27 protein-coding genes are annotated in these 25,363 nt (G+C 57.7%); 10 read left to right on the top strand and 17 right to left on the bottom strand.

The genetic code is table 11. From position 1 onward, the window contains the following. The 3 genes from GSR16_RS20720 to GSR16_RS20710 form a co-directional block, all read right to left on the bottom strand. A complete protein-coding gene (locus tag GSR16_RS20720; RefSeq protein ID WP_159880636.1) occupies nucleotides 1-432 on the bottom strand; it encodes a hypothetical protein in 432 nt (143 codons plus the stop codon). Nucleotides 433-534: 102 nt separating this feature from the next. Further along, entirely contained in the window at nucleotides 535-912 is a 378-nt protein-coding gene (locus GSR16_RS20715; protein ID WP_159880635.1) for an NADH dehydrogenase [ubiquinone] 1 beta subcomplex subunit 11, read from the bottom strand. Between the two features lie 98 nt (nucleotides 913-1,010). After that, nucleotides 1,011-1,238: a hypothetical protein gene (locus GSR16_RS20710; RefSeq protein WP_159880634.1), complete on the bottom strand. Its 228-nt coding sequence runs from the start codon at nucleotides 1,236-1,238 to the stop codon at nucleotides 1,011-1,013. A 215-nt stretch (nucleotides 1,239-1,453) separates the two neighbouring features. Between GSR16_RS20710 and ompR the strand changes: the two genes are divergently transcribed. Next, nucleotides 1,454-2,179 (top strand): osmolarity response regulator transcription factor OmpR, encoded by a 726-nt coding sequence (gene ompR / locus GSR16_RS20705; protein ID WP_159880633.1) that lies wholly within the window; start codon nucleotides 1,454-1,456, stop codon nucleotides 2,177-2,179. Nucleotides 2,180-2,182: 3 nt separating this feature from the next. Next, a complete protein-coding gene (locus GSR16_RS20700; RefSeq protein WP_240902554.1) occupies nucleotides 2,183-3,502 on the top strand; it encodes an ATP-binding protein in 1,320 nt (439 codons plus the stop codon). A gap of 14 nt (nucleotides 3,503-3,516) precedes the next feature. On the opposite strand, the gene GSR16_RS20695 is transcribed toward GSR16_RS20700, so the two are convergent. Beyond that, complete coding sequence (locus GSR16_RS20695) at nucleotides 3,517-4,377, bottom strand: DMT family transporter (protein ID WP_159880632.1); 861 nt, start codon at nucleotides 4,375-4,377, stop codon at nucleotides 3,517-3,519. 175 nt (nucleotides 4,378-4,552) lie between these two features. On the opposite strand from GSR16_RS20695, the gene GSR16_RS20690 reads away from it, so the two are divergent. Beyond that, the gene (locus GSR16_RS20690; protein ID WP_159880631.1) at nucleotides 4,553-4,960 is read left to right on the top strand and encodes a ribonucleotide reductase subunit alpha; all 408 of its coding nucleotides are present in this window, start codon (nucleotides 4,553-4,555) and stop codon (nucleotides 4,958-4,960) included. Between the two features lie 124 nt (nucleotides 4,961-5,084). Continuing rightward, a complete protein-coding gene (locus tag GSR16_RS20685; RefSeq protein ID WP_159880630.1) occupies nucleotides 5,085-6,701 on the top strand; it encodes an FMN-binding glutamate synthase family protein in 1,617 nt (538 codons plus the stop codon). A gap of 634 nt (nucleotides 6,702-7,335) precedes the next feature. Here GSR16_RS20685 and GSR16_RS20680 read toward each other — a convergent pair. The 10 genes from GSR16_RS20680 to GSR16_RS20635 all read right to left on the bottom strand — a co-directional run bounded on the left by GSR16_RS20680 (nucleotide 7,336) and on the right by GSR16_RS20635 (nucleotide 15,875). Next, nucleotides 7,336-7,950, bottom strand: a complete 615-nt coding sequence (locus GSR16_RS20680) for a LysE/ArgO family amino acid transporter (RefSeq protein ID WP_159880629.1) — start codon at nucleotides 7,948-7,950, stop codon at nucleotides 7,336-7,338. Nucleotides 7,951-7,982: 32 nt separating this feature from the next. Further along, on the bottom strand, nucleotides 7,983-8,438 hold the full coding sequence (locus tag GSR16_RS21520) for a 2OG-Fe(II) oxygenase family protein (protein WP_159880628.1): 456 nt from the start codon (nucleotides 8,436-8,438) through the stop codon (nucleotides 7,983-7,985). A gap of 177 nt (nucleotides 8,439-8,615) precedes the next feature. Next, nucleotides 8,616-8,804 carry a hypothetical protein gene (locus GSR16_RS20670; RefSeq protein ID WP_159880627.1) on the bottom strand — a complete coding sequence of 63 codons (189 nt, stop codon included), beginning with the start codon at nucleotides 8,802-8,804 and terminating at the stop codon, nucleotides 8,616-8,618. Nucleotides 8,805-9,134: 330 nt separating this feature from the next. Further along, complete coding sequence (locus tag GSR16_RS20665; protein WP_159880626.1) at nucleotides 9,135-10,169, bottom strand: histone deacetylase family protein; 1,035 nt, start codon at nucleotides 10,167-10,169, stop codon at nucleotides 9,135-9,137. Nucleotides 10,170-10,249: 80 nt separating this feature from the next. Further along, the gene (locus GSR16_RS20660) at nucleotides 10,250-11,293 is read right to left on the bottom strand and encodes an extracellular solute-binding protein (protein ID WP_159880625.1); all 1,044 of its coding nucleotides are present in this window, start codon (nucleotides 11,291-11,293) and stop codon (nucleotides 10,250-10,252) included. 66 nt (nucleotides 11,294-11,359) lie between these two features. Next, nucleotides 11,360-12,163 carry an ABC transporter permease gene (locus GSR16_RS20655; protein WP_159880624.1) on the bottom strand — a complete coding sequence of 268 codons (804 nt, stop codon included), beginning with the start codon at nucleotides 12,161-12,163 and terminating at the stop codon, nucleotides 11,360-11,362. 1 nt (nucleotide 12,164) lies between these two features. Beyond that, nucleotides 12,165-13,055, bottom strand: a complete 891-nt coding sequence (locus tag GSR16_RS20650) for an ABC transporter permease (RefSeq protein ID WP_159880623.1) — start codon at nucleotides 13,053-13,055, stop codon at nucleotides 12,165-12,167. Continuing rightward, entirely contained in the window at nucleotides 13,045-14,130 is a 1,086-nt protein-coding gene (locus GSR16_RS20645) for an ABC transporter ATP-binding protein (RefSeq protein WP_159880622.1), read from the bottom strand. The genes GSR16_RS20650 and GSR16_RS20645 overlap by 11 nt, the downstream gene beginning before the upstream one ends. A gap of 127 nt (nucleotides 14,131-14,257) precedes the next feature. Beyond that, the gene (locus GSR16_RS20640) at nucleotides 14,258-14,434 is read right to left on the bottom strand and encodes a hypothetical protein (protein WP_159880621.1); all 177 of its coding nucleotides are present in this window, start codon (nucleotides 14,432-14,434) and stop codon (nucleotides 14,258-14,260) included. A 388-nt stretch (nucleotides 14,435-14,822) separates the two neighbouring features. Then, complete coding sequence (locus GSR16_RS20635) at nucleotides 14,823-15,875, bottom strand: AraC family transcriptional regulator (protein WP_159880620.1); 1,053 nt, start codon at nucleotides 15,873-15,875, stop codon at nucleotides 14,823-14,825. A 349-nt stretch (nucleotides 15,876-16,224) separates the two neighbouring features. Between GSR16_RS20635 and GSR16_RS20630 the strand changes: the two genes are divergently transcribed. The 3 genes from GSR16_RS20630 to GSR16_RS20620 all read left to right on the top strand — a co-directional run bounded on the left by GSR16_RS20630 (nucleotide 16,225) and on the right by GSR16_RS20620 (nucleotide 18,114). After that, nucleotides 16,225-16,677, top strand: coding sequence for a hypothetical protein (locus GSR16_RS20630; protein WP_159880619.1), 453 nt, complete (start codon nucleotides 16,225-16,227; stop codon nucleotides 16,675-16,677). Nucleotides 16,678-16,688: 11 nt separating this feature from the next. Next, a complete protein-coding gene (locus GSR16_RS20625; RefSeq protein ID WP_159880618.1) occupies nucleotides 16,689-17,609 on the top strand; it encodes a DUF2145 domain-containing protein in 921 nt (306 codons plus the stop codon). 121 nt (nucleotides 17,610-17,730) lie between these two features. Further along, the gene (locus GSR16_RS20620; RefSeq protein WP_159880617.1) at nucleotides 17,731-18,114 is read left to right on the top strand and encodes a hypothetical protein; all 384 of its coding nucleotides are present in this window, start codon (nucleotides 17,731-17,733) and stop codon (nucleotides 18,112-18,114) included. A gap of 62 nt (nucleotides 18,115-18,176) precedes the next feature. Here the strand turns inward: GSR16_RS20620 and GSR16_RS20615 are convergent, their stop codons facing one another. Further along, on the bottom strand, nucleotides 18,177-19,082 hold the full coding sequence (locus tag GSR16_RS20615; protein ID WP_159880616.1) for a DMT family transporter: 906 nt from the start codon (nucleotides 19,080-19,082) through the stop codon (nucleotides 18,177-18,179). Between the two features lie 119 nt (nucleotides 19,083-19,201). Here GSR16_RS20615 and GSR16_RS20610 point away from each other — a divergent pair, with 119 nt between their 5' ends. Continuing rightward, nucleotides 19,202-19,684, top strand: a complete 483-nt coding sequence (locus GSR16_RS20610) for an Lrp/AsnC family transcriptional regulator (protein ID WP_159880615.1) — start codon at nucleotides 19,202-19,204, stop codon at nucleotides 19,682-19,684. Nucleotides 19,685-19,714: 30 nt separating this feature from the next. On the opposite strand, the gene GSR16_RS20605 is transcribed toward GSR16_RS20610, so the two are convergent. Together GSR16_RS20605 and GSR16_RS20600 are read right to left on the bottom strand one after the other, a co-directional pair. Next, complete coding sequence (locus tag GSR16_RS20605; RefSeq protein WP_159880614.1) at nucleotides 19,715-20,317, bottom strand: CBS domain-containing protein; 603 nt, start codon at nucleotides 20,315-20,317, stop codon at nucleotides 19,715-19,717. A gap of 396 nt (nucleotides 20,318-20,713) precedes the next feature. Beyond that, a complete protein-coding gene (locus GSR16_RS20600; RefSeq protein WP_159880613.1) occupies nucleotides 20,714-22,102 on the bottom strand; it encodes an aminopeptidase P family protein in 1,389 nt (462 codons plus the stop codon). Between the two features lie 522 nt (nucleotides 22,103-22,624). Between GSR16_RS20600 and GSR16_RS20595 the strand changes: the two genes are divergently transcribed. Together GSR16_RS20595 and GSR16_RS20590 are read left to right on the top strand one after the other, a co-directional pair. Further along, on the top strand, nucleotides 22,625-23,680 hold the full coding sequence (locus GSR16_RS20595) for a fimbrial protein (RefSeq protein WP_159880612.1): 1,056 nt from the start codon (nucleotides 22,625-22,627) through the stop codon (nucleotides 23,678-23,680). A gap of 608 nt (nucleotides 23,681-24,288) precedes the next feature. Beyond that, nucleotides 24,289-25,350 (top strand): fimbrial protein, encoded by a 1,062-nt coding sequence (locus tag GSR16_RS20590; protein WP_159880611.1) that lies wholly within the window; start codon nucleotides 24,289-24,291, stop codon nucleotides 25,348-25,350. Nucleotides 25,351-25,363: the final 13 nt, after the last annotated feature.

Raw genomic sequence — 25,363 nt, 5'->3', positions numbered from 1 at the left:
TCAGTGCCCGGCAGGCAGCGCAGCAGGTACCGGAATCAGCGCCTTGCGCACACATTCGCGCCCCTGCTGACCAGCGTTTTCCGCGCAGTTCAATTCGGCAGCGGCACGTTGTTCACAACGTGCCTTGCTGGTAGCCCGACTACAATCGGGAGCAGGCAACTGCTCGCGCACACAGCTGCGTCTTGCCTGGCCTTCACTGCCATCACATGCCGTCTGTGCGGCCTGCAGGGCTTCGCAATGGCGTGCATCGCGGCTGCGCTTGCAACTGAGTGCTGGCGTGTACTGCTCGATGCAGGATCGGCGTGCCCCTTCTGCCATGTCATTGCAGCTAAGCCAGCCCTGACGGTAACTGGCACAACGTTGCGGTGCCATTGCCTTGTTGCAATCCGGTGCCGCCAATACGGCCACCGACCACATTGCCGACACCAGCATGGCCATTCCAGCCAACCGGCTACCGCTATTCCACATTCCCCAAGCTTTGTTCAAGGCCGTGATCCTTGCCACTGGCAATCTCCGGCTACCCATGCAGCCGGCTCAATCGTTCTGGTACTGCTCCTGCGACTTTTGCCGTTTGTCACGCCAGAAGTTGCGCTGCCCCGGCGGCGGCAATGGCGGACGGGAAAAACCATCCGGCGCAAACCGGTCTGGCCCGCCAGCGCCACCTGATGGCAAGCCCGGCGGCAGATGCTTGCGCTGCAGCCGTCGTGCATCTTCCGGCGACAAATCACCGGCCTGCACCGCCTCCTTCAGACGCAGATTGCGCAAACGGCGTTCCTCACCCGCCGACGGGCGGGGAAAATGCGGAAACTCCGTCACGCCATCTTCCGGGCCATTCGGGCCCTGTGCCGCCGCCGGCAAGGCGCAAGCCGTCACCGTGGCAAACAGCAAGACATAAATGGCATGGTACTTCATGGCTTTATTTTAACCTGACATCAGGCCTCCTGCCACGGCGATGCTTGGGAATCGCGGCAGAAGGCGGGTGGAGAGAAGCGCCTTGGGCGCCGACAATATTATTTCTCGCCTGTCGGGCGGCGCATGGTATCGGACATGACCGCCGACTGGCTGCCGGTCGCTTCGACCGGTACCACCACGCCAGACGACCCGGACTGCGCCAGCGCCATCTGGCGGGCTTCACGGATATCCGCACCATTGCCACCATGCTCGGTGGCACTGGCCAGTGGCGACAGCGCCAGGGCAGAAACAGCAACTACCATTAAAATCAGTGGCTTATTCATCATGATGATCTCCGGCAGGCAGGACACGCTTGCAGTCTAGAAGCCCGCTTTTGCGCAACCGTGTGCCGCATGTTACCAAATGTTAACTTATGTGAATGCCCGTCAGCGTTGACACATAAATTCATGATCCCCCATCGCCTGCCGGGCCGGGGCAGGTTAAGCTTTGCCATCAGCATGCGGGCCGGATCGCGCTTGCCCCGGTCACCAAGGAAAACATCATGGAACACAACAAGATTCTCATCGTCGACGACGACGCCAAGCTGCGCGAGCTGCTCACCCGCTATCTGGGCCAGCAAGGCTATGTGGTGGATACCCTGCCAGATGCACGCGAACTGGACCGCAAACTGGCCCGCAACCGCCCGGACCTGATGGTGCTGGACGTGATGATGCCCGGCGACGACGGCTTGGCCGTGGTACGCCGCCTGCGCGCCCAGGGCGAGACCGTACCGGTCATCATGCTAACTGCACGCGGTGAAGATGTGGACCGTATCCTGGGTCTGGAAATGGGTGCCGACGATTATCTGCCCAAGCCCTTTAATCCGCGCGAACTGACGGCGCGCATCCAGTCGGTATTGCGCCGTCATCATGCCACGCCGGCATTGGCCGCCCGCCACGAATCCGACGAAATCATCGAATTTGGCGACTTCCAGCTCAATCTGGGTCGCCGCGAATTGCAAAAGAGCCAGCAGGTACTGTCGCTGACCACCGCCGAATTTGCCGTGCTCACCGTACTGGCCACCCACCCGCGTCGCCCGCTCACCCGTGAACAGCTGATGGAGATGGCACTGGGCAAGGGCAATGGCGAATCGCTGGACCGCAGTATCGACGTGCACATCTCGCGCCTGCGCAAGACGCTGGAAGGTGGCGACAGCCCGCTGCGCTTCATCCAGACGGTATGGGGCTATGGCTATGTCTTCGTGCCTGACGGCAGCGAACGGGAGTAAGCGGTGCTGCGACGCATTACCGGTTCCCTGCTGTTTCGCCTGATCGTGCTGGTGGTGGTGGTGGTGGTCACCACCCAGGTAGTCACCGTATACATTGCGGCAGGCGAGCGTCACAAGCTGATGGACAAGCAGCTGTATGCACAGGTGGTGGACACGCTGGCCTTTCTGGAAGGTTCGATGGACAACATGAACCCGGCGCAGCGCACGGTTTTCCTAGCCAGCTACAACCGCCCCGGCCTGCCACGGCTGCTGCCGCAGGAGGCCTCCGCCCGCCAGCAATTCGACCGCGAGCTGCCGCGCGTGGCCGACAGCCTGGTCAGCCGTCTGAGCAAGGGCCTGGACGACACGGTGCACGGCTACATGGTGCACCGCGAGGACCGCAACGAGCTGTGGGTGAACGTACATGTACTGGACACCCCCTACTGGCTGGTGATTCCCTTTGGCCGCTACAGCGACCGCCCCATCTATTCATTGATGCAGGCCGCCTTGCTGGCCACCTTGCTGGCAACCTTGCTGGCCTCGCTGGTGGCCTGGCGCATCACCCGCCCCATCGGCAAGGTGGTGGATGCCTCGCGCGAACTGGCGCGCGGCAATATGCCACCGGCGCTGCAAGAGGACGGCCCGCGTGAACTGGCCGCCCTGGCGCGCGGCTTCAACCACATGGCCAGTGCGCTGGACAGTGCCGCCCGTGAACGCCGGCTGATGCTGGCCGGCCTGTCGCACGACCTGCGCACGCCGCTCACCCGGCTGAAGCTGATGCTGGAATTGCAGGACACCAGCCCGGACACCCCGGACATGCTGGCCGATATTGACGAGCTGTCGCGCATCGTGCGCCAGTTCATCGACTTTGCCCGCGCCGAGGAATCGGCCCGGCTCGAACCGGTGGCACTGGCCGAACTGGCCGACAGCGTGGTGGCACGCCTGGCCCGCAGCGGGCTGGATGTCAGCCTGCTGCGCCATGCCGAACCCGAGCTGCAGGCCGATGCACTGGCACTGGAACGCCTGCTGTCCAACCTGCTGGAAAACGCCCGCCGCTATGGCAAACCGCCGGTACGGGTGGAAATTGACCAATGCGATGGCATGGCCGTGCTGAGCGTGATCGACCATGGTGCCGGCATTCCCGCCGCCCTGCGCGAGTCGGCCCTGGCCCCGTTTGAACGCCTGGCCGAGCACCGCGGCACCGATGGCGGCAGCGGCCTTGGGCTTGCCATTGTTTCGCGCGTGGTGAAACAACACCATGGCCAGCTGCAGTTTGCCGATGAGGCAGACGGTGGCTTTCGCGTGCGCATTCTGCTACCGCTGGCCAGCGCCTCTGCCGCCTGAAGCCGGCTGGTGGCTCAGGACTGACGCCGCCAGCCCAGCAGCAACACCCCACCCAGAATCAGCAATCCACCCAGCAGCATCAGCAGCCCTACCGGCTCATGCAGGAAGATCGCCCCCCACAACACGCCAAACACCGGCACCAGATAGGTGACACTGCTGGCACGGGTGGCCCCCAGCCGGTCGATCAGCCGGTAAAAGATCAGGTAGGCCAGCGAGGTACAGCCCAATGCCAGCAGCAACACCGCAACCCATACCATGGGTGACGGCGGCTGCGCCGGCAGATTGAGCAAGGCCAGCGGCGTGACCAACACGGCACCGCTGAACAGACTGCCGGTAGCAGTCACCAGCGGTGGCAGGCCCGGCAGCCACCGCTTGGCCATGTGACCGGACCAGCCATAGCAGGCCGTGGCACCCAGCATGGCCAGCACCGGCAGCGCCGTCTGTACATCGAAGGCGGCACCACGTCCCAGCATCAATACCAGCACGCCAGCCAGACCCAACAGCAAGCCACTTGCGCGTGGCAGCGTCATGCGCTCACCCGCCAGCGGTATCGCCCACAAGGCCGTCATCAACGGCGTGGTAGCATTCAGTACCGACGCTACACCGGCAGGCAGGCTGAGGCTGGCCCAGGCGATCAGGCAAAACGGCAGTGCCGACAGAAAAACCCCCACCACGGCAATGCGCAGCCAATGCTGCCGCCACAGCGGCAGGCCACCGCGCAGCAGCAGCACCGGCAGCAACACCAGTGCCGCCAGTGCCAGTCGCAGCGCAATCAGCGCAAAGGCCCCCAGCTCGGGCACTGCCACCCGCATGAACAGAAACGAGCCCCCCCACAATGCCGCCAGCAGCACCAGTCCAGCCATATCGCGATTCATCGTCGCACCTCCCTGTTGTCATGGCTGCCAGCATAAATGGAGCACACCGCCGCCGCACCCGCTTTGTTGCGCCCTAATTCCTCTGCGGGGGATAACTAGTTACTGCGGTGAATAGCCAAGGCCCCGCCCAAGCCTGCACACTCGACGCTACCCACCTTGTCGAGTGCCAACCCGTATGGATATCCACGATTTCAATGCTCTGCTGGGCGCAGCCCGCCAGCAAGCCGAACCCCAGCATCTGCTGATGGTATTTGCCAAGGCCGTACTGCATGACGACCACCAACCGCAAGAAGCCGAGCGCTTTGCCCGTGGCGAAGGTGGCATCCTGCTGCCCGTCATGTGTCTGGACCGTGCAGCCAGCGAACTGGTGGATTTTGCCAGCCTGCAGGCCGAATCTGCCCGCATCGGCGAGCCGTGGCAGATCATGTTTGTCGCCTGTCTGGACGGCAAGGCCGGTCGCCAGCCTGAGGCTGCCGATATTGAAGCGGCGCTCAAGCGCATGATCCAGACCATCCAGACCGGTGGCGATGTTTCCCGCTACCTGGCCTTCAACCTGCAAGGCGAGCCGGTACGCTTTCACTGAAACCGGCCATGCAGCCAGCCATGGCACAAGCCCGCGCCGGACGCTAAGCTGAAGCACCCTGTGCGACCCGATCCACCATCCGGTCGCACAGCATCTGTCCTCAGCCACGCCCGCCGGAGCCTGCATGAACCTGTCCCTGCTCAGCCGCTATGCCTTTTTCGTCGCCTGCATCCTGTTCAGCCTGATCGGCCTGGTATTGCACCAGATCGAATGGCTGTGGCCCTTCACCCTTGCCGCCATGGCCCTCAGCCTGTTGGGCGTGCTGGACCTGACACAAACCCGCCACGCCGTGCGGCGCAACTACCCGGTGCTGGGCAATATCCGCTATCTGGTGGAAGCCATCCGCCCGGAAATCCGCCAGTACCTGCTGGAAGCCGATGGCGAACAGCTGCCCTTCTCGCGTGACCAGCGCTCGCTGGTTTACGCCCGTTCCAAGAACACCCAGGCCGACAAACCCTTCGGCACCCTGCTGGATGTGTATGGCAGCGGCTTCGAATTCATCAGTCACTCCATCCGCCCAGCCCCGCGCAGCGACCCGGCCGGGTTCAGGGTGCAGATTGGCGGCCCGCAATGCCGGCAGCCCTACTCCGCCTCGGTATTCAATATTTCTGCCATGAGCTTTGGCGCGCTCAGCGCCAATGCCATCCGCGCACTCAATCAGGGCGCCAGCCAGGGCGGTTTCTACCACGATACCGGCGAAGGCAGCATCAGCCCCTATCACCTGGAACACGGCGGCGATCTGGTATGGGAACTGGGCAGCGGCTACTTTGGCTGCCGTGACGAGCAGGGCCATTTCGACCCGGAGCGCTTTGCCAGACAGGCGCAAAACCCGCAGGTGAAGATGATCGAGATCAAGCTCAGTCAGGGTGCCAAGCCCGGCCACGGCGGCATTCTGCCCAAGCACAAGGTGACGCCGGAAATTGCCGCCACCCGTGGCGTGCCGCTGGGGCAGGATTGCGTATCGCCCTCCAGCCACAGCGCGTTTTCCACCCCGCTGGAGATGATGGCCTTCATTGCCCGGCTGCGTGAGCTGTCCGGCGGCAAGCCGGTAGGTTTCAAGTTTTGCCTGGGCCATCCGTGGGAGTTCATGGCCATTGCCAAGGCCATGCTGGAAAGCGGCATCCTGCCGGATTTCATCGTGGTGGACGGCAAGGAAGGCGGCACCGGCGCGGCTCCGCTGGAGTTTACCGACCACATTGGCGTGCCGCTGCGCGAGGGCCTGCTGTTCGTACACAACACCCTGGTGGGGCTGAATCTGCGCGACAAGATCAAGCTGGGTGCCAGCGGCAAGATCATCAGCGCCTTCGATATTGCCAGCGTGCTGGCCATCGGGGCCGACTGGGTCAATTCCGCCCGTGGCTTCATGTTTGCCGTGGGCTGCATCCAGAGCCAGAGCTGCCACACCAACCGCTGCCCCACCGGCGTGGCCACACAGGACCCGCTGCGCCAGCGCGCACTGGTGGTGCCGGACAAGGCCGAGCGGGTGTATCACTTCCACCGCAATACCCTGCATGCGCTGGCCGAGATGCTGGCCGCCGCCGGCCTCACCCATCCGGAACAACTGGAAGCCCACCATCTGGTACGCAGGGTAAGCGATACCGAAATCCGCCTCTACTCGCAGCTGCATGTGTTCCTGCAGCCGGGCGAGCTGCTGGGCAGTGACATCAAGGCCGAGTTCTATGGCCGCATGTGGCGCATGGCGCAGGCGGGCAGCTTTACTCCGGCCACGCACCGTGCGTGATTTGACAAGATAATGAGGCGGGCCGGATAAGTGTTTGCTGTTCGGCCTGCTTGAATGCCATGCCAATTGAGAGGCGTATATTTTCCCAAAACTTATTAATTAAGTTGCACCAGAAGTAAACTGCTACCGACAGGGTAACAATCAGTAGTTACGACGTGACTTAGCTGTCCAGCATCATGCATGATGAAAATAAAACATAAGACCACCGAGGATTTTTAGTCATCCGCTCGGAAATAATGAGAAATCCCCAGACAAATGCCTTCTGAATTAAACAGCAGCGCTAAATGGGTACCGTCAACCAGCCATTGTAACAAGAACCAGCTATCCCCATGTATAATGATAGAGTTTTGCTTACCTAGTGCCTGTTCTATTTTCTGTCTTGGCAATCCACCAAGCTCACCCAAACATTCAAGCTTTTCATGAAATACAGGTTCATAACTTCAAAATAGCACATATAGAATTCCAGCGATTGCAAACATAATAATTGCAATCCATACCGACTTCGAAATCATAATGTACTCCTTGCGAAGTCCTTGGGCATTTGCGTAGCTGGCTGCCAGTTGATAATGTAGCCCAAGTCAAAATAATTGATCGGGCACTGGAGTGTTGGCATTAGAATGGATAAGATCAAATATTAATCAACTAATAGTTTGAACGATAAATAAAACATTATTAAAGAAATGACAATATCAAGGATTGTCCACATTAATGGTCGAGAAAAAAGAGGACGGAATGTACGTGTGATAATGGCAAGAAGTGTAAACCAAATCAAGGATGCTGCCATTGTGCCAAATGCAAAGTACCATCTAATATCTGGCCCCTTTGCACCGCTTATTGATCCTATGATGACTACGGTATCAATCAGGGAGTACGGATTAAATAGTGATAGTATTACAGCTGATGCAATAAGGCTTGATTTTTCTTTTCTTGGACTATTATCGGCAGATGGCATCGATTTGTTTTTTATGACATTTAGCAAGGTGTGTATGCCATACCAGGTAAGATATATAGATCCACCCCATGTGGCAGCTGTGATTAGGGATTTTGAATTTGATACAATGCTGCCGACTCCGGCGACTCCGAAGCATATTAAAAGCATATCGGAAAATACACAAATGAAGAGAATGGCAGGAACGTGTCGACCAACTAGTGCCTGCCTTATCACAAATGAATCTTTAGGGCCCATGGCACTGAACAATCCGGCACCTAATAGGAAACCTTCAAATAATGCCGAGATTTGTAGTGTCATGGTTTTTCCTTTTAATTTACCCTTGTACTAAATTATGTATCGAGTGTCGTACTTAGTGGATTATTGCCAAATTTAGCGTGATGGTGATTTGCTTGCGAAACAAGGTCTATTGTTTTATTTTTAATGAGACTTGTCGTTTTTGGTGATGATAAATTTGGATTCATAAAATACATTAACGATTTGCGAAGAGTAGGCGTTGGCGGATTTTTAACAGAATGGTGCATCGCACATACTTCTCCATCTGTTAATATTTCCAAGAGAGATCCAGCCAAAACCACTAGTTGATCTGTACTTGGGGATGCTGGAATTATGCCTGTCTTTGTGTGCAGAAATAAGCCGCTTGATGTCGGCTTGATAAAGGTGAGTAAGTGACCATCTTCATGTGGATCTTGGAGGTATTCTCTGTCATCGATTTGGTAGTCAGGATGATAGACGCAAAATTGAAGATAAGAACTATCCTTAACGAATGGTTGATATGCTCCTCCCAAGTTAAAGCAAATTGCATCAAACAGGTCTTGTGCTAAAGGATTTATTGCTGCTTCATATGCAATGAATCCTTTGTAAAAATTAGTGTTCGTAATGTCATTGCCTATGTGACTTTGACGATTTTTTGGCCAATAGCAAAATCTATCGCATAGATCAGGCCTTTCGGGTGTGGCGGCGTATTAATTTCCAAAAGATAAAAACCCTTCAGTTTCTTTTGGAAATGAGAAATTTTCTTTTTGCTTTAGTGTTATTTTGTCAAAATTGCTACTCACAGCATCAAAGGCCTTTAAGAGAGATTTTGGCATTTGTATGTAGGCATAGCCATCGCGAATTATTCTGCTCGCATTCAGACGCATATCTTGACGCATAATTTTTCTTTCTCGGGTTAAGTGTCTTGTTGCTATAAATGATCGCGCTTGGGATAAATTTCAATAACTCTCACCAGGCCATCATTTATTGTGATGAATGGTAGCAACATTATTTTTTGGCGCATCCTGTCCGAATGGAGTGAAATTTATATGTTTTTATCTCATAAAATTAATATATTAATTTTTCATAGGAGATTTTTGCATTTCTCAAGGTGAAATATTCTGAAAGCTGATCGGAAAAGGCTTTGTTGCACAATTGGACACGCGGCCATCTGCTTGGAGAGGAAGGAGATAAAACAAGGCCGCAGCGCGGCCTTGTTATTTGATTTACTACACCACACTTTCAAAGCCGGACAACACATTCACCGCATTCACCCCGATGTCCTCCACCGCATAACCACCTTCCATCACAAACAGGGTGGGCAGGCCCAGTCCGCCAATGGCCTCGCCCATGCGCAGGTAGTCGGCATTTTTCAGAAGGAATCGGGAGATCGGGTCCTGCTCGAAGGTATCCACCCCCAGCGACACCACCAGCGCGTCCGGTGCGTAGGCGGCAATCTTGCTGCAGGCATCGGCCAGGGCCGGGCCGTAGTGCGACCAGTCGGTGCCATGGGCCAGCGGGTAGTTGTGATTGAAGCCCAGCCCGGCCCCCTCCCCGGTCTCGTCGGCATGGCCCAGGAAGAAGGGGTATTCCACCGTCGGGTCGCCATGCAGGGACAGGAACTGCACATCGCTGCGCTGATAGAAAATACTCTGGGTGCCGTTACCGTGGTGGTAGTCCACATCCAGGATGGCCACGCGCTTGGCGCCACGGTCCAGCATGGCCTGGGCGGCGATGGCGGCATTGTTGAGATAGCAATAGCCGCCCATGTAATCCGCCGCCGCATGGTGGCCGGGCGGGCGGCACAGCGCAAAAGTGCTGTGCCCGGTCGACTGCATCACATCCAGTCCGGTCAGCGCCACATTGGCCGAGGAGCGGATGGCCTGCCAGGTGCCGGCAGTGATCGGCACCCCGGCATCGAAGGAGTAATAGCCCATCAGGCCGTCGATGTCCTGCGGAATGCGGTCGGTGCGCAGGCCGCGTACCGGCCATACCAGCGGTAGCGCGTCGTGGTTGCGGCCCTCGGCCTGCCACAGGCTCCAGGCCTGCTCCAGAAAACGCACATAGCCCGCGTCATGCACGCGCAACAGCGGCTCCAGCCCGTGTTCGGTGGGGGCAATGATGTCGCCCAGCCCGGTTTGCCTTACCCGCTGCAACACCATGTCGGCGCGGCTGGGCATTTCAAAGCAGGGCTTGAGGGTGCCGTCGATCAGCTCGGCATGGCCGTGGTGCAGGTGGTGGTCATCACTGTAAATCGTCAGCATGCAGGTCTCCCTGCCGCGGGCGGAGGGCCGGCGGCATTGTTTAGTCATGGCAAGGGAAAGCCGGCCTCAGCCGGCAAGTGTTATTTCTTCAGCTTGGTCCACACCCGGTCGCGCAGGGCATTGGCCTTGGCCGAACAGTTCTTGTTGGGCACAAACAGCGCGCGCATGGCGGCAGTGGGGTTGATGGCCGGGTCGGCCTTGAGGTCGGCGACAAAATAGGCAGAACTGCCCTTGATGGCGTTGTTGTAGCCGGTGAAGTTGGAGGCTTCGGCGATATTCTTCGGCTCCATCATCCAGTTGATGAACTTGAGCGCGTTATCGCGGTTTTTCGCACCCTTGGGGATCACCAGATTGTCGTTCCAGAACGGGATGCCTTCCTTCGGATAGACAAACACCGCGGACTTCAGCTTCTGGCGGGTGCGGTAGGCGGCACCGTTCCATTGCTGGTGCATGATGACTTCCTGCGCCTGCATGCGCTCGATGGTGCCGTCGGAGTTATACATGGCCAGCATCGGCTTTTGCGCTTCCAGCAGGTCCTGGATGCGCTTGGCCTGCTTCGGGTCTTCGGTACACTGGTCCAGCTTCAGGTAGATGGCCGCCGCCTTGTACAGCTCGGCCACGTCATTGAGCGCCACCACCTTGCCCTTGAGCGCGGCCGGCGGGGTGAAGAAGCTCTTCCAGCTATTGTCCAGCTTGCCGCCCGGCACGCGGCTGGCGTCATAGGTAAAGCCGGTCACGCCCCACATATAAGGTGCGGAATATTCGCGTTGCGGGTCGAAATCCGGCTTGTTGAGCGGAGCCTGCACCAGCTTGAAATTGGGCATCTTGCTGACGTCGATTTTTTCCAGCAGGCCTTCATCGCGCATGATCTTCACCATGTAGTCGGACGGCACCACCACGTCGTAGCCCTTGGCCCCGGCCTTCAGCTTGGCCAGCAGGGATTCGTTGGAATCAAACACATCCAGGTTCACCTTGATGCCGGTTTCCTTCTCGAAGCGCTTGAGCAAATCCTGCGGAATGTAGTCGGACCAGTTGTACAGGTTCAATTCGCCCCCGGCCATGGCCGAGGCGGATACCAGCAGACCAGCCGCCAGGGCCAGCGAATGCAGTTTGCAGACTTTCATGGCATTTCTCCTTCGTATGTTGTGCAACAAGCGAAACATGAGGGGCGGAACCGCCGCCGACCCGGTTCAGGACTTGCGCTGGCCCATCCAGTAGGACAGCGCGACAAAAGCAATCGACACCAGCAGCATCAGCGCCGACACCGCATTCACTTCCGGGGTAATCCCCATGCGGATCAGGCCGAAGATGTACACCGGCAGCGTGGTGGCACCGGCACCGGCCACAAAAAAGGTGATGACGAAATCGTCCAGCGACACGATGAAGGCCAGCATGGCTCCGGACAGCACGCCGGGCAGGATCAAGGGCAGGGTCACCCGGCGGAAGGTGGCAAACGGCCCGGCGTACAGGTCCGCCGCGGCTTCCGCCAGCCGTGGGTCCAGCCCTTCCAGCCGGGCGCGGATGGGCAGGTAGGCAAAGGGAATGCAGAACACGGTGTGGGCAATCAGCACCGTCATCAGCCCGAGGTCCAGCCCCAGCGCCAGGAAAAACAGCAAGGACGCCACCGCGGTGACGATTTCCGGCACCAACAGCGGCAGGCCCAGCATGGCATTGATGAAGGCCTGGCCGCGAAAGCGCTTGCCGGCCATGGCCAGCGCCGCCATGGCCAGCGCCGCCATGGTGGCAAAGCTGGTGGCCAGCACCGTGGCCCCGCAGGCGATGATCAGCGAGTTCTTGGTGGCCCGCAGGATGTTGTCGTTGTCCATTACCTTCAGATACCAGTCGAAGGAAAAACCGGTCCACAAGGTGGCAATGCGGTTGGCGTTGAAGGACAGCACCACCAGCACCACGATGGGCAGGTAGAGGTAGACAAAGGCCAGCATGGCGGTGGGGGTGACGCCACGGAAGCGCCACAAGTTATTGCTTGCCTGCATGTCATTCTCCCGGAGGGCGCTGGAAGCGCCTGGTGTAAACCCACATCGCCAGCAGCACCATTGCCAGCAACATGAAGGACAAGGCAGCACCGAACGGCCAGTTACGCGCAGTGCCAAACTGGTTCTGGATCAGGTTGCCTATCATCAGGCTCTTGCCGCCGCCCAATAGCTCGGGGATGTAATAGGAGCCGATGGCCGGAATGAACACCAGCAGGCAGCCCGCCACGATGCCGGGCATGGCCAGTGGCAGAATCACCCGCCGCAGCGCCTGCCAGCGGTTGGCACCCAGGTCGAAGGCCGCTTCAACCAGCCGCCAGTCCATTTTTTCCAGACTGGTGTAGATGGGCAGCACCATGAAGGGCAGGAAGGAATAGACAAAGCCGATGGCCACCGCCGTGGGGGTGTACAGCACATCCAGCGCGCCCTGGCTCAAGCCCAGCGCCGTCAGGCTGCTGTCGATCAGCCCGCCATTGCGTAGCAGCAGCATCCAGGCGTAGGTGCGTACCAGCAGGTTGGTCCAGAAGGGGATGGAAATCAGCAGGATCAGCCGCTGGCGGGTTTTTTCCTCTTTCAGCGCGATGTACAGCGCGGTGGGAAAGCCGATCAGCAGCGTCACCACCGTGGCAAAACCGGCCAGCAAGAACGAACGGCCAAAGATTTGCAGGTAATCGCTGTTCAACGTGAGGCTGTCGTCCAGATCGCGCTCGTACAGGAACTGCACATAGGCATCCACACTCCATTCATGCCAGCGCACGCCGCCGTAGGTGTCGGGGGCCAACACCGACATCCAGGCCATCAGCAGCATGGGCAGCACCATGAACAACAGCAGGGTGAGCGTGGTGGGAGCCAGCAGCAGCTTGCGGCGCAAGCGTCGTTGCGGGTCAAGCGACATGGTCGGCCTCCTGCAGACGATGGAAGGCACCCGGCAAGGCGGTAATTGCCACGGTATCCCCTTCCCGCGCCAGCCGCGCCGCCCCGGCGCTGTTGCTGCTGCGCACGCGACAGGGCTGACCATCGGCCAGTTGCACGGTGTAGACGGTATCCACGCCGCGGTACACCACCTCGGACACCACACCGGCCAGCCCGCTGCCGCTGGTGGACAGTTGCAGGCGCTCCGGGCGCACCGCCAGTGCGGCAGCCCCCTCGTGCGACTGGTCCAGCACCTGGCCAGGCAGGCTGCCTGCCTGGCCGAAATGCAGCAGGCCATCGGCCACCCGGCCTTGCAGGAAGGAGGTTTCACCGATGAAATCCGCCACGAAGCGGTTGGCCGGGCGGTCGTAAATCTCCTCCGGGCTGCCCACCTGTTGCAGCTTGCCCGCCGACATCACCGCGATGCGGTCGGACATGGTGAGCGCTTCTTCCTGATCGTGAGTGACAAACACAAAAGTGATGCCGGTTTCACGTTGCAGGCGCTTGAGTTCCACCTGCATTTCCTTGCGCAGCTTCAAATCCAGTGCGGACAAGGATTCGTCCAGTAGCAATACCTTGGGCGACGGGGCCAGCGCACGGGCCAGTGCCACCCGCTGCTGCTGACCGCCGGAGAGCTGGTGCGGACGACGACGGGCAAAGCCGCCCAGCTTCACCAGTTCCAGCTTTTCCGCCACGATGGGTTTGATGCCGGCCTGCTTGAAACCGCGCATTTCCAGCCCGAAGGCCACGTTTTCTTCCACGGTCAGGTGTGGAAACAAGGCATAGCTCTGGAATACGGTGTTGACCGGACGCTGGAAGGGCAGCTTGCCGGTCAGCGATTCCCCATACAGGCGGATGTCCCCACCGCTGACATCCTCGAATCCGGCAATCATGCGCAGCAAGGTGGTCTTGCCACAGCCGGAGGGGCCAAGCAGGGTGAAAAATTCGTTCTCGCGGATTTTCAGCGCAATGCTGTCCAGTGCCAGTACCGCCTGTTCATCATGGCCAAAACGCTTACAGACATGGTCGATCTCAATTGCCACACGATTGCCGGTCATGGCAGTCCTCCTGTGGAAACCAGTGAAATGAGCGTGCCAGCCCGGTCTGCCGCCGGCAGAGCAGTGGCACTACGTGCAAGGGAATGGAATCAGCCGCAGTGCGGCGTGCGGGTATGATCGTCCAGCGTCAGCAGCGGGCGAAAGCGGTCTGGCAGGTAGCCGCACGCACACTCAAGGGCCGCAGGCTGGTATGCGCGCCCGGCCCTGCTGTCTGATGGTTCAGGGATTTGGCCAACTGCCAGTTGTGCTGGCGCGGGGCTGGTGCAACCGCCATCTGCTTGGCGACAACAGCGATCTTGCTCATGTGGTTTCTCCTCCGTTTTGTGTGATCGGACATGGTGCCGCCGCGGGCGATGACAGCATGGGGCTGCCGCTCGGGCTGGCATTGCGAGCAAGAGATCCGGCCTGCCTGCGCCATACCGTGGCTGTGGTATGGCACTACCCTGGCTAGGATGTGCAACAGGTCTGGTCAACTACCCGGAGTGGTCCGTCTTTTTTTATTCATTCTGCCAACAAGCCCGGCAGCGGAAAGATACATAGCGGTCAACTAAGGGATAATTACGGCCAAAAAGGCGGCAACAGAATGCGACTACACGCTGTGCGCCAGCTGAGCCGAGCGCTGCGTTTGTCTACTGGCCGAAGAGCAAGAACCAGCAGGGAAACCGGGGCTGACGGGAAGATGGCAACAGACCTCAGCGCCGCAAATCAGATGGCCGTTTGCCGGTCCAGCGGGCAAAGGCATGGCGAAAACTGGCTGATTCGGCAAAGCCCAACCGCTCCGCGATCATGCCGATCGACAGGCTGGTTTCCTGTAACAAATGCAGGGACTGCTGGTGCCGGGCCTGATCCAGCAAGGCCTGGAAGGAGGTTCCCAATGCTGCCAGCTTGCGTCTGAGCGTACGTTCGGACATGTGCAAGGTGGCGGTCAGCTCATCCAGCCGGGCAAAGCGTACCGGGTCGGACTGAATCAGACGCAGCACCCGTGCCACCAGCGCCGAACCATGACTGCTGGCCCATTGCTGCTGCTGGCGCTCGCATTGCTCCTGCGCCATGTGAAAGCTGACCGCATCGGCCAGCGGCTGTGGCCGATCCAGCCATTTGGCCGGAAACACCAGCGCATTATCCGCCATGGCAAAGCTGCCGGCCTGGCCAAAAATGGCCGGATAAAGCCCGGCATGCGCGGGCTGGGAAAAGCGCATGTGTACCGCCTTGGGCGACCAGCGCACCCCCATGCAGTCACGAGCGATGGTCCACATGGAAGACAGGCACATCTCGGCATTGAAACTGAGCAGATCGGCGCGGTAGCGATAATCATCGGCAATCAGCCAGGCGTCCTTGTCTCGCAGCTCCAGCCGCAGGGTGAAATAGCTGGCCAGCAGCAAGGGAAAGCGGATGGCAGTTTCCAGTGCCACCCGCAGCGTGGGGCTGACCAGCATGGTGTAGCCTAGAATGCCGTAGTTGGAGGTATGCATGGCATGGCCCAGCCGCAGGCCAAGGGCATCGTCCTGTGACAGGCATCGGGCATTGTCGAAGACGGTGAGTTCCTGATGGTGGTTGATCAGCCGGGCCGGCTCCAGCAGACGCTCTGGCGGAATGCCGCTGCCTGCCAGCAGATCGGCCGCGGCAATGCCTTGCTCAGCCAGCACGTTTACCGTGGCCACGATGGCATGTAGCGACACTGGCCTGCTGGAGGGGCTGTCGTGGCCGGGCAAAGGGGCTGGGGCGGGACTGGCGGGCCGGTTCATGGTTCATCCTTGCATAAGCCATTGCCGGACAGACAAGCGCTGCCGAGCGTATTTCACATGCGGTTAGCTGCCTGATCTTGCCGCCTTGCCAGCTGCACGGCAAGCTGCCTGACCCGATGTCCTGCACCTTTGCTGCAGCATCAAATTTTGTAAAAACACTTGTAAATCCGGTGCCCCAGCCGGAAGAATACGCGTGCGCACGCAGCCCGAATCCACTACGGTATGGCCGGCAGGCGCAGACACCATCTTGCCACTGCCGTTTGCCGGCAGGTCGATTGCCCGCACAGGGCCGATGCGGCAATGACCTTTCACTCGCAAGATTCCGTTCTGGATGGATAAAGCCGATACCATGATCACACTGAAGAAAACCGTTGCCTCTTCCTGCTTTCTGATGCTGGGCCTGCTGTGTGGCCAGGCCAATGCCGCCGTTTCCCTGCTGTCGGTATCCGACAGCGTGAGCGCCACCGTGGGCAGCGTGTCCACCTCGCTGCAGAATTCGTCCAAGGCCATCGGTAATATCGCCGAGGGTGATTACAAAGTGGTTGCCGTCGCCCAGGCCGACCAACCGGGCAAAACCCAGCTGACGCTGGTACCGGTAGCCGCCGCCAACACCACAGAACCCTTCAACCTGTTTGTGGCCCAGGCCGATGTGAAGCACGGCGGCGTGGAAGTAGGCCAGATCGTACATGCCCAAAAACAGGCGTATGGCCTGGCCTTTGCCCGTGCCGACAACCAGCAGCCGTTTGCCCTGCTGCTGGATCAGGCGTGGAAGTCTGAAGTTCAGCCCAAGGTGGTTTCCTGATTCTGCCTGGCATGTCGCCAAACCTGCGCATGAAGGCGTGGTGGCTGGCAGGGCTGTTGGCGGTGTCGGCCTGTCTGGTCAAACCGGCCGCTGCCGGCTCGCTGCTGTTTTGCGAGCAGTCATCGCAGCAGAGCGTGGCACGCAAGAGCGACCTGCTGCTGTTCAGCCAGCAGGTACGCCAGCTGCTGGATGAATCCGGCCATCAGGCGGCCATCATCTCCCGCTCCGGGCTGGACCTGGAACGCTTTCATATCCGCCTGTCGCACGCCGGCATCAGCCTGCGCAACAATCCCAACTCTCCCTGGTCGGTACGCCAGCTGTATTACGCCTGTGACGAGCAGCGACCGCATTTGTACGACCAGGGCCTGCCGGGCTTTCTGATCGACCAGCCACAAGGCAGCAATGTCTACCTGTCCATCCTGCTGTTGCCGGCCAAACAGGAAGACCAACTGGTACAGGCCGCGCTGGACAACAAGCTGTCACTGCAACTGCTGGGGGCGGATTACAGCGCCAACGCCTACCCCTTTTCCACCCGCTACCAGAACTGCAACCAGTGGCTGGTTGAGCTGCTGGCCCACGCCTGGGGGCAGTTGCCGCGCGCAGGTGATGGCCGCAAGCAGGCACAGGACTGGCTGCAACAACAGCGTTACCGCCCGGATACCGTCGATGTGAAACACCGCTACATGGTGTGGGCCACCAATGTGGTACCGCTGGTGCACAATGGCGACCACCCGGACAGCGAGTTGGCGGAAAACCGCTATCTGCTCAGCCTGCCCACTGCCATTGAAGGTTTTGTGCGCCAGCAGGCCGAAGGCACCGAGCGCATCCAGGTTTGCCTGCGCGGCAAAACCCTGATCACACATCGAGGCTGGGACGACATGGCGGATGATTGCAGCGCCGCCGCCGGCGACACAGTGCAGCAGCTGGATTAAGCCTGTCACGCCATCGCTTAACCTTTCTTTACCTTATCTTTACATCTTGCCCCCTCATGTCGCCGCTGCCACATGCCGATAATGAAGCATCCGATCATCATTTGTATGCAGCGAGACCGTGATGGATATCAGCAAAACAAACGCGGTGAACAATAGCGGCACCAGCACGCTAGCCAGCCCCGGCAAGACAGCCGCCAAGGGCAGCAAGGACGGCACCACACTGGACAAGGACGGCAAGACGGCCAGCAACGCTTCACCTTCCACCATTGTGAAGCTGCAAAGCCAGGGCAAGGCCGATGCTGCGGGCAGTGACAGCAATGCCGCCAGCGCGGACGATAGCTCGCCTTCTGCGGTGAAGTCCTTCACCTATGGCGTGCTGAATCTGCCGGACCCCGCCGCCGACCCGGCACCGGCCCCCACCCAGACAGAAAACAGCTACTTCACCGCCGGGCGCTGGGCAGCGGCGGCGGTAACCGTCGGTACCCTGATTTCGCTGGTGGTCTGACACCACGCCTCCCACATGCCAAAGGCCGCTCTGCAGCGGCCTTTTTGCTTGGCAAGCCCAGCTCAGCGCCGGGCAATCAGCACAATCCCCATCCCCACCAGCAACATCCCGGCCAACTCACGCTCCAGCGGCCATTCCCCCAGCTGCAGCGCAGCCATGGCCACCGCCAATAACGGTATCACCAGCGCATTGAAACTGAGCGTACTGGCCGGCAGGCGTTTCAGCAGCCACAGCCAGGCCAGCCAACCCACCGCACTGGACAACACCCCGGCATACAGCAGTCCCAGCACAAAACCGACCGACCATTGAATATGGGCAAAGTCCGCCCACGGCCACAAAGCCAGCAGGGGCAGCAGGCCAATCAAGGCCTGCCAGGCAGAAAAATTCAGGCTGTCGAGCTGGCCACAGCGCGTCGCCCGCTTGCTCAGCACCGAACCCAGCGCCCAGAAAAAGCCGGCTAGCACCGCCAGCAACATCGGCAGCACCCCGCCATGCAGCTGCCAGGGTGCCACAATCAGCATCAGCCCGACAAAACCGGCAACCAGCGCCTGCCGGGTACGGCGGCCAAACGGTTCGGCCAACAGCCAGCGTGACAGCAGCGCCACCCAAAACGGCATGGTGAACACCAGCACCGAAGTCCGCCCGGCGGCCCCCGTCACCAGCGCCAAGGTGATGGACAAGCTGTACAGACAGGTGGTGCTTAACCCTACCTGCGTAGCCTGCAGCAGGCGTTGCGGCCGGATGGCCCTGCCGCGCGCGAGCAGCACGCCAAACAGCGTCAGGCTGCCCAGCGTGGTACGCAGAATCAGGTGAGTGATGGGCGTGGTGGCCTGCAAGGTCTGCTTCATCACCACGTAGTTGTAGGCCCACAAGGTAACCAGCCCGGCAAACAGTGCCAGCGGTAGCCAGCGTGACTGCGTAGCCTTGTGGGACAGAAAAGGGTTCAGGGTAGTGCTGGAAGCTGACATGCGGCATCTCCGATGGATGCCGCCAGTTTAAGCAGCGCACCAGCTTGCACTGATGCGTTTTACTGCAGCAGAATGCACGCAAACTGAAGATTTCGAATATCCAATGCAGGAATACTGAGATGGCCGAGGACAAACAGCTGGACAGCTACGACCGCAAACTGCTGGCCCTGCTACAGGAGGACGCGCGCCGCACTCACGACGAACTGGCCGAAGCCGTCAGCCTGTCGCCCACCGCCGTTACCCGGCGGCTGAAACGGCTGCGCAGCGAGGGGATCATCCGCCGCGAAGTGGCACTGGTAGACCCGGCGGTGCTGGGTCGGCCACTGCGGCTGGTGGTGAACGTGATTCTGGAACGGGAGCGCATTGCGTTGGTGGATGCATTCAAACAAGCCATCCGCGCCGCACCGGAAGTGGTGGAGTGCTATCACGTCACCGGGCGGCCGGACTTTGTGCTGGTGGTGCTGGTACGCGATATGGGTGATTACGAGCGCTTCTGCCGCGAACACATCATGAGCAATGACAATGTGCGCGAGTTTGAATCGCTGGTGGTGATGGAAACCACCAAGTACAGCACGGCGGTGCCACAAGACACAGCGGGCTAAGGCAGATAAGCCCGGCCCGCCGCATAGGGATCAGCCTTCGTGCAGCAAGGCATGCTGGATTTCCGACAGCGCCTGCGGCACGCGCATGAAATTAAGCGGCATGCCCAGCCGCCGTGCCATGTGCGAGGAAGAGAACATGCCACACAGCTGGTAATGACCGGTGTTCAGATCCAGCTCTGCCACCAGCGCATGCTGACGGCCCTGCTGCTTCAACGTGGCCACCATATGCCCCACGGTGGCGTTCTGCACATCAGCCAGCGACAGCATTTCCAGCTCGCTGCGCGGGGTCATCACATCGCGCACCAGTACTTCATCGTGGCGTTTGCCATGTTCCAGCATGCACTGCACCGGGCGCTCGCCCAGAATGTCGGAAGCCGTAATCAAGCCCACCAGCCGGCTGTCGTCATCCTGCACAAACAGCAGGCGGATACCGCGGCTGATCATCAGATTGTGGGCATGACGCAGCATTTCATCTTCGCCAATACTCACCGGGTCGATGATGCGCAAATCGGTCATCACCTCCAGGGCCGGACTTTTCAGATTGATGGGGCGCTGCGGGCGCTGGTCCAGATGAACCAGATCGGTATGTTTGGGCATGGCCATGGATGGCAGCGCTTGAAATGAAGTTTCCATGTGACTCTCCAGCTGGATCGATGTTGTTGTCTGGCTAGGCTGCAAGGCCTGGTCACAGTGGCGCGGCAGGCTGGCTGACACGTCGCTGACGGGCTGTACCGGCGCTGTCTCCCCCACACCGGTCCAGATTTCATTCTAGGCAGGATTTTCCGGATGCAAGGCCGCGCTTAAGCCCAAGCTGCAAATAAGTGTTGCCTGTTCAGCAATTGCTGGCAGTGTCACAAGCAATGCTGACAAATCATCGGCCTCCCCTGCCTGACCTGCCCCTTGTACGGCATCTTTGCCATGTCGGCCAGACACCACGGTCATGCCAGCGCGTAGCATGGCCAGTACGGCCCACCATGGCCGCAACGAAAAAACCGCCGATGACGGCGGTTTCTTTTCTGGCTGCAAGGCTTACATCTGCATGATGGCTTCCAGCTCTTCCACGGTTTTGGGAATCGGCTCGCCCAACACACGACTACCGGTTTCCGTCACCAGCACATTGTCTTCAATGCGGATGCCGCCAAAACCGCTCATGTCGGCAAAGCGCGCATAGTTGATGTACTGGCTGTGCCGGCCCTCGGCCTGCCAGGCAGCAATCAGTGCCGGAATGAAATAAATACCCGGCTCCACCGTCAGCACCATGCCCGCCTTCAGTGCCTTGCCCAGCCGCAGATAGCCCAGGCCGAACAGCCCGCTGCGCTGCACGCTGTCGTCATAGCCCACCAGCTCCTCGCCCAGGCCTTCCATATCGTGCACGTCCATACCGATCTGATGCCCCAGTCCATGCGGGAAGGCAATGGCATAGGCACCGGACTCGACAATCTCCTCCACCGGGCCATGGAAGAAGCCCAGCGCACACATGCCTTCCACCATCACAGCTGCGGCCAGCTTGTGCACATCCAGATAGCGCACACCCGGCCTGATGGCGGCAATGGCCTGCAACTGCATGTCCAGCACGATGTTGTACAACTCGCGCTGTTGCTGGTTGAAACGCCCGCCCACCGGGAAGGTGCGGGTGATATCGCTGGCATAGCCGCCACCCGAGCTACAGCCGGTGTCGTTCAACACCAGGTCACCCTTTTGCAGCACATTGTCGTGAGCATGGTTGTGCAGCACCTCGCCCCGGCGCGAGAAAATGGAAGGATAAGCCAGCTGCCAGTCGTGACGGCGTATGATGCCCTCCATGATGCCCACCACCTGATGTTCCACCACGCCCGGACGCGAGGCCTGCATTGCCGCCACATGCATGGCACCGGTCACCGCCAGCGCGGCTTCCATTTCCGCCACCTCTTCCGCGCTCTTGATTTCACGCAGCGCCACCACCGCGCGGGTCAGCGCAGCGGAAAACCCAGCCGCCACCTCGGCCGGATGCACGCCAAGCAGGCGGCCCAGCTCCAGCCTGGTCTCGCCACGGTAGGGTGCCAGATAATGCACGGCGCGCCCGGCAGCACGGGCTGCGGCCACGGCCTGCTCCAGCGCGGCATAAGGCTGGCTGTGGCTGATGCCGGCAGTGGCGGCGCGCTCGGCCAGCGTGGGCTGCGGCCCGGTCCACACAATGTCGGCCACCTCCGGCTCATTACCGAACAGGGTAGTGCTGCCTGCGGCGGTGTCCATCAGCGCCGCCATGCCCGGCTGGTTCTGGCCAAAGAAGTAGCGGAAGCTGGAATCCTGCACAAAGGGAAAGATGTTGTCGTGGTAGTTCATCGGCGAATCCACATTGCCGACAAACAACAACAGGCTGTCCGGCATGGACTGCTGCAGCGCGCTACGGCGCTGCTGATAGGTAGCAGCAGAAAACATCACTCACACTCCTTATCTGGCCATACCAGCAGCAGCAGAACCCCGGCTGGCTGGCATTTTATGGCGGGAAATCGCTCAAACTGCGGATTGTATACAGAACAGACACTGTACACGGCAAGCCAGAAGCTGACCAGTGCAGTCATTATTTTCCCGGTACCCACCATTGCAAACAGTGTGGTGACCAGCAGCCAACCTTCGAAGAAAGCTGTTTCTAATTAAATATTCAGAAATATCATAGTCAAAATGAGATATGTACTATTAATCTCATCATAATAATTTTGGCAATAATTCAGCCTTGATTTCGTCTATTATGAAAACGCGATAAATTCACTATAACAAACCCACACGCTCATTCATACGCGGCGAATCTACGTAATCCAGTGCAATCGCGGCTTCTTTTATTTGTTAATTTTATTTCTTGCTTACATTATTCATTTTTAATTTAGTAAAAGAAATTGTCACATCGCATACAAATGCTCTCATTTTTCCGACTATATTATCATTTTAATAAAGAGCCAAAACATGGATTACCATATACCTCCGTGGAAAAATATCATCCGCTCATTCCATATTTCTCTCCGATTTATTAGCGCAATACCCTCCCGTTTCACTCAATTAAATCGGAAACTATTTTCCTTAATCGTTTTTTCACTTCTTTATACAACAGCCAGCTTTGCCGCATGCACAGCCACTGATGTACTTGTCACCTTCCCCGATCTCAAATTCAATTTACACTCGATTCCACTTAATGGAAAAATAGGCAGCGAGCGTATTACTGCTGCGCAGGATATTTTCACCTGCACTGGCGACCTTGAACGTTATATCTGGGATCCGGGTGGTGGTGGCTACACCATCAATGGATTAACAATTTACCCAACCAGCGCAGCAGGTATCGGCTATGCAGTGGCATTGGAGCCAACCAATTTTTGCTCCAACACCATTCAATGGGTGCCGTTCACCACATGCAAATTAAAAATCCCTCCCAATCTTAATGCAAGATTACATTTTCAGCTTTACAAAACCGGCCCGATAAGCAATGCCAAGAATATTTCCATATTCAAGAATTCATTCACACTAAATGAGGCTTTTACAGACGGCAGCGCCAATAATTATAAATCATACATGTCAGCCAATCCATTCAACCTGACACTCTACACCTGTAGCTTGCAATCAAGCAGCATTACCAATATTAACCTTCCCAAAATTACCAGTAATGCCTTACCCGGCATAAATAGTCGTGCAGGCAGTACGCCATTCAGCCTGACTATTAGCTGCCCGAGCAATATCAGTTTGAATATCACTTTCACCGATAATAACAAGATCGGCCAAACCACGAATATCCTGACACCTGCCGCAACCTCCACCGCCAAAGGCGTAGGTATTCAACTGCAATACAACGGCAATATCATCAGTTTTGGCCCGGACTCTGCAGACCCTGGCACCACCAACCAGATTTTGCTGAATTCCAACCTTATAGGCACGCAAACTTTCCCATTTGTGGCATCGTATATTCGTACCGGCACGGTGACGCCAGGTTCTTTGACATCCACCGCCACCTTCACCCTGTCCTATCAATAAAAAATGGCCGCTTGCAGATGCAGGCGGCCATTGTTTTGTCTGACTCAATACTCAGGTTTTGCCTTACACCACCGTCTTGCTGGCCAGCGTGCTTTCGGGGCGCGCCTTCAAGAGCCAGCTTGCGCTGCCACCGGCCAGTGCCGACGTCCCCGGCGGGTCTACCAAGGAAATAGCCAAAACGGGAATCCTGCACAGTGGCAAAAGATGTTGTCGTGGTAGTTCATCCGCGTATCCACATTGCCGACAAACAACAACAGGCTGTCCGGCATGGGCTGCTGCTGCGCGCTACGGCGCTGCTGATAGGTAGCAGCAGAAAACATCACTCACACTCCTTATCTGGCCATACCAGCAGCAGCAGAACCCCGGCTGGCTGACATTTTATGGCGCAAAATCGCTCAAACTGCGGACTGCATACAGAGCGGACACTGTACCGGGGTCAGTTAATGCAGCCAATTCAGCTTCAACAGACTGGTCTCTAAAGTTTAAGAAAAATCACAAAATACCCATGTTTTTTCTGATTGCATTTATTTTAAATGTAAATATATTTAAAATAATAGGCACAGCAAAAATCTTAATTTTTTACAGGTTTCGTTAAAAGGAGATTTCAATTGCAATACATTATCCAGCTTTTCGTCATACATACTCATATATACTATCAGTTAGGAATTAAAAAAGTAGCATTCTCCCCGCTACTTGTCTTTCTCACTTTCTTCCCAGTTACAGGCTTTGCAAATTGCAATTTAAATCTTGCCAACATTTCTTCCTCACCCAATATAACTTTTAATCAAGATTCCGTCGGCATCAATATGCCGCTGGGAAATGAAATCATATCCACATCCCAAACAGTTCTCACTTGCGATACGACATCGTCCATACCGCGCATCCTGCGCTTATCTTCTTCTTTAAGTAGCAATCCTATTGCTCAAATCAATAGCAGAAATATCTATGCCACTACCAATCCTGCGGTAGGCTATGCTATCGGAATCGAACCAACAAATTTTTGTACCAGTGCTGGAACTGCATGGCTGAATGCTTCAGCACTCGATATTTGCGCAGGCCAGCCGATCAGCAGCGGGCTAATATTTGATTATAGAGCACGAACACATTTGCAATTTTATAAACTGGCAAAATTAATTAGTTCAAACAATATCCAAAGATCATCCCAGGTTTTTGTCGAACTCAACGAAAAAAATAATTACACAGCTTTTTCATTAATTAGCTTTAACTCTTTCAGTATGACCATACCCACTTGTGCACTAAAAAGTGCAAGCATCACTAATATTAATCTTCCTACGCTATCAATTGTTTCCTTACCGAGCCAAGGCAGCCGCGCTGGTAACACTCCTTTTAATATTATTGTTAACTGCCCCAGCCTCACCAAGCTAAATATTACTTTTACTGACAATAACAAAATTGGCCAAACCACGAATATTCTGACACCTGCAGCAACCTCCACCGCCAAAGGCGTAGGTATTCAACTGCAATACAACGGCAATATCATCAGCTTTGGCCCGGACTCTGCAGACCCTGGCACCACCAACCAGATTTTGCTGAATTCCAACCTTATAGGCACGCAGACCTTCCCATTTACAGCATCGTATATTCGTACCGGCACGGTGACGCCAGGTTCTTTAACGGCCACCTCCACCTTCACCCTGTCCTACCAATAAAAAATGGCCGCTT

Origin of the sequence: Aquitalea denitrificans, assembly GCF_009856625.1 — a bacterium.
Lineage (GTDB): Bacteria > Pseudomonadota > Gammaproteobacteria > Burkholderiales > Chromobacteriaceae > Aquitalea > Aquitalea denitrificans.
This window is presented reverse-complemented; position numbering and strand designations above follow the sequence as displayed.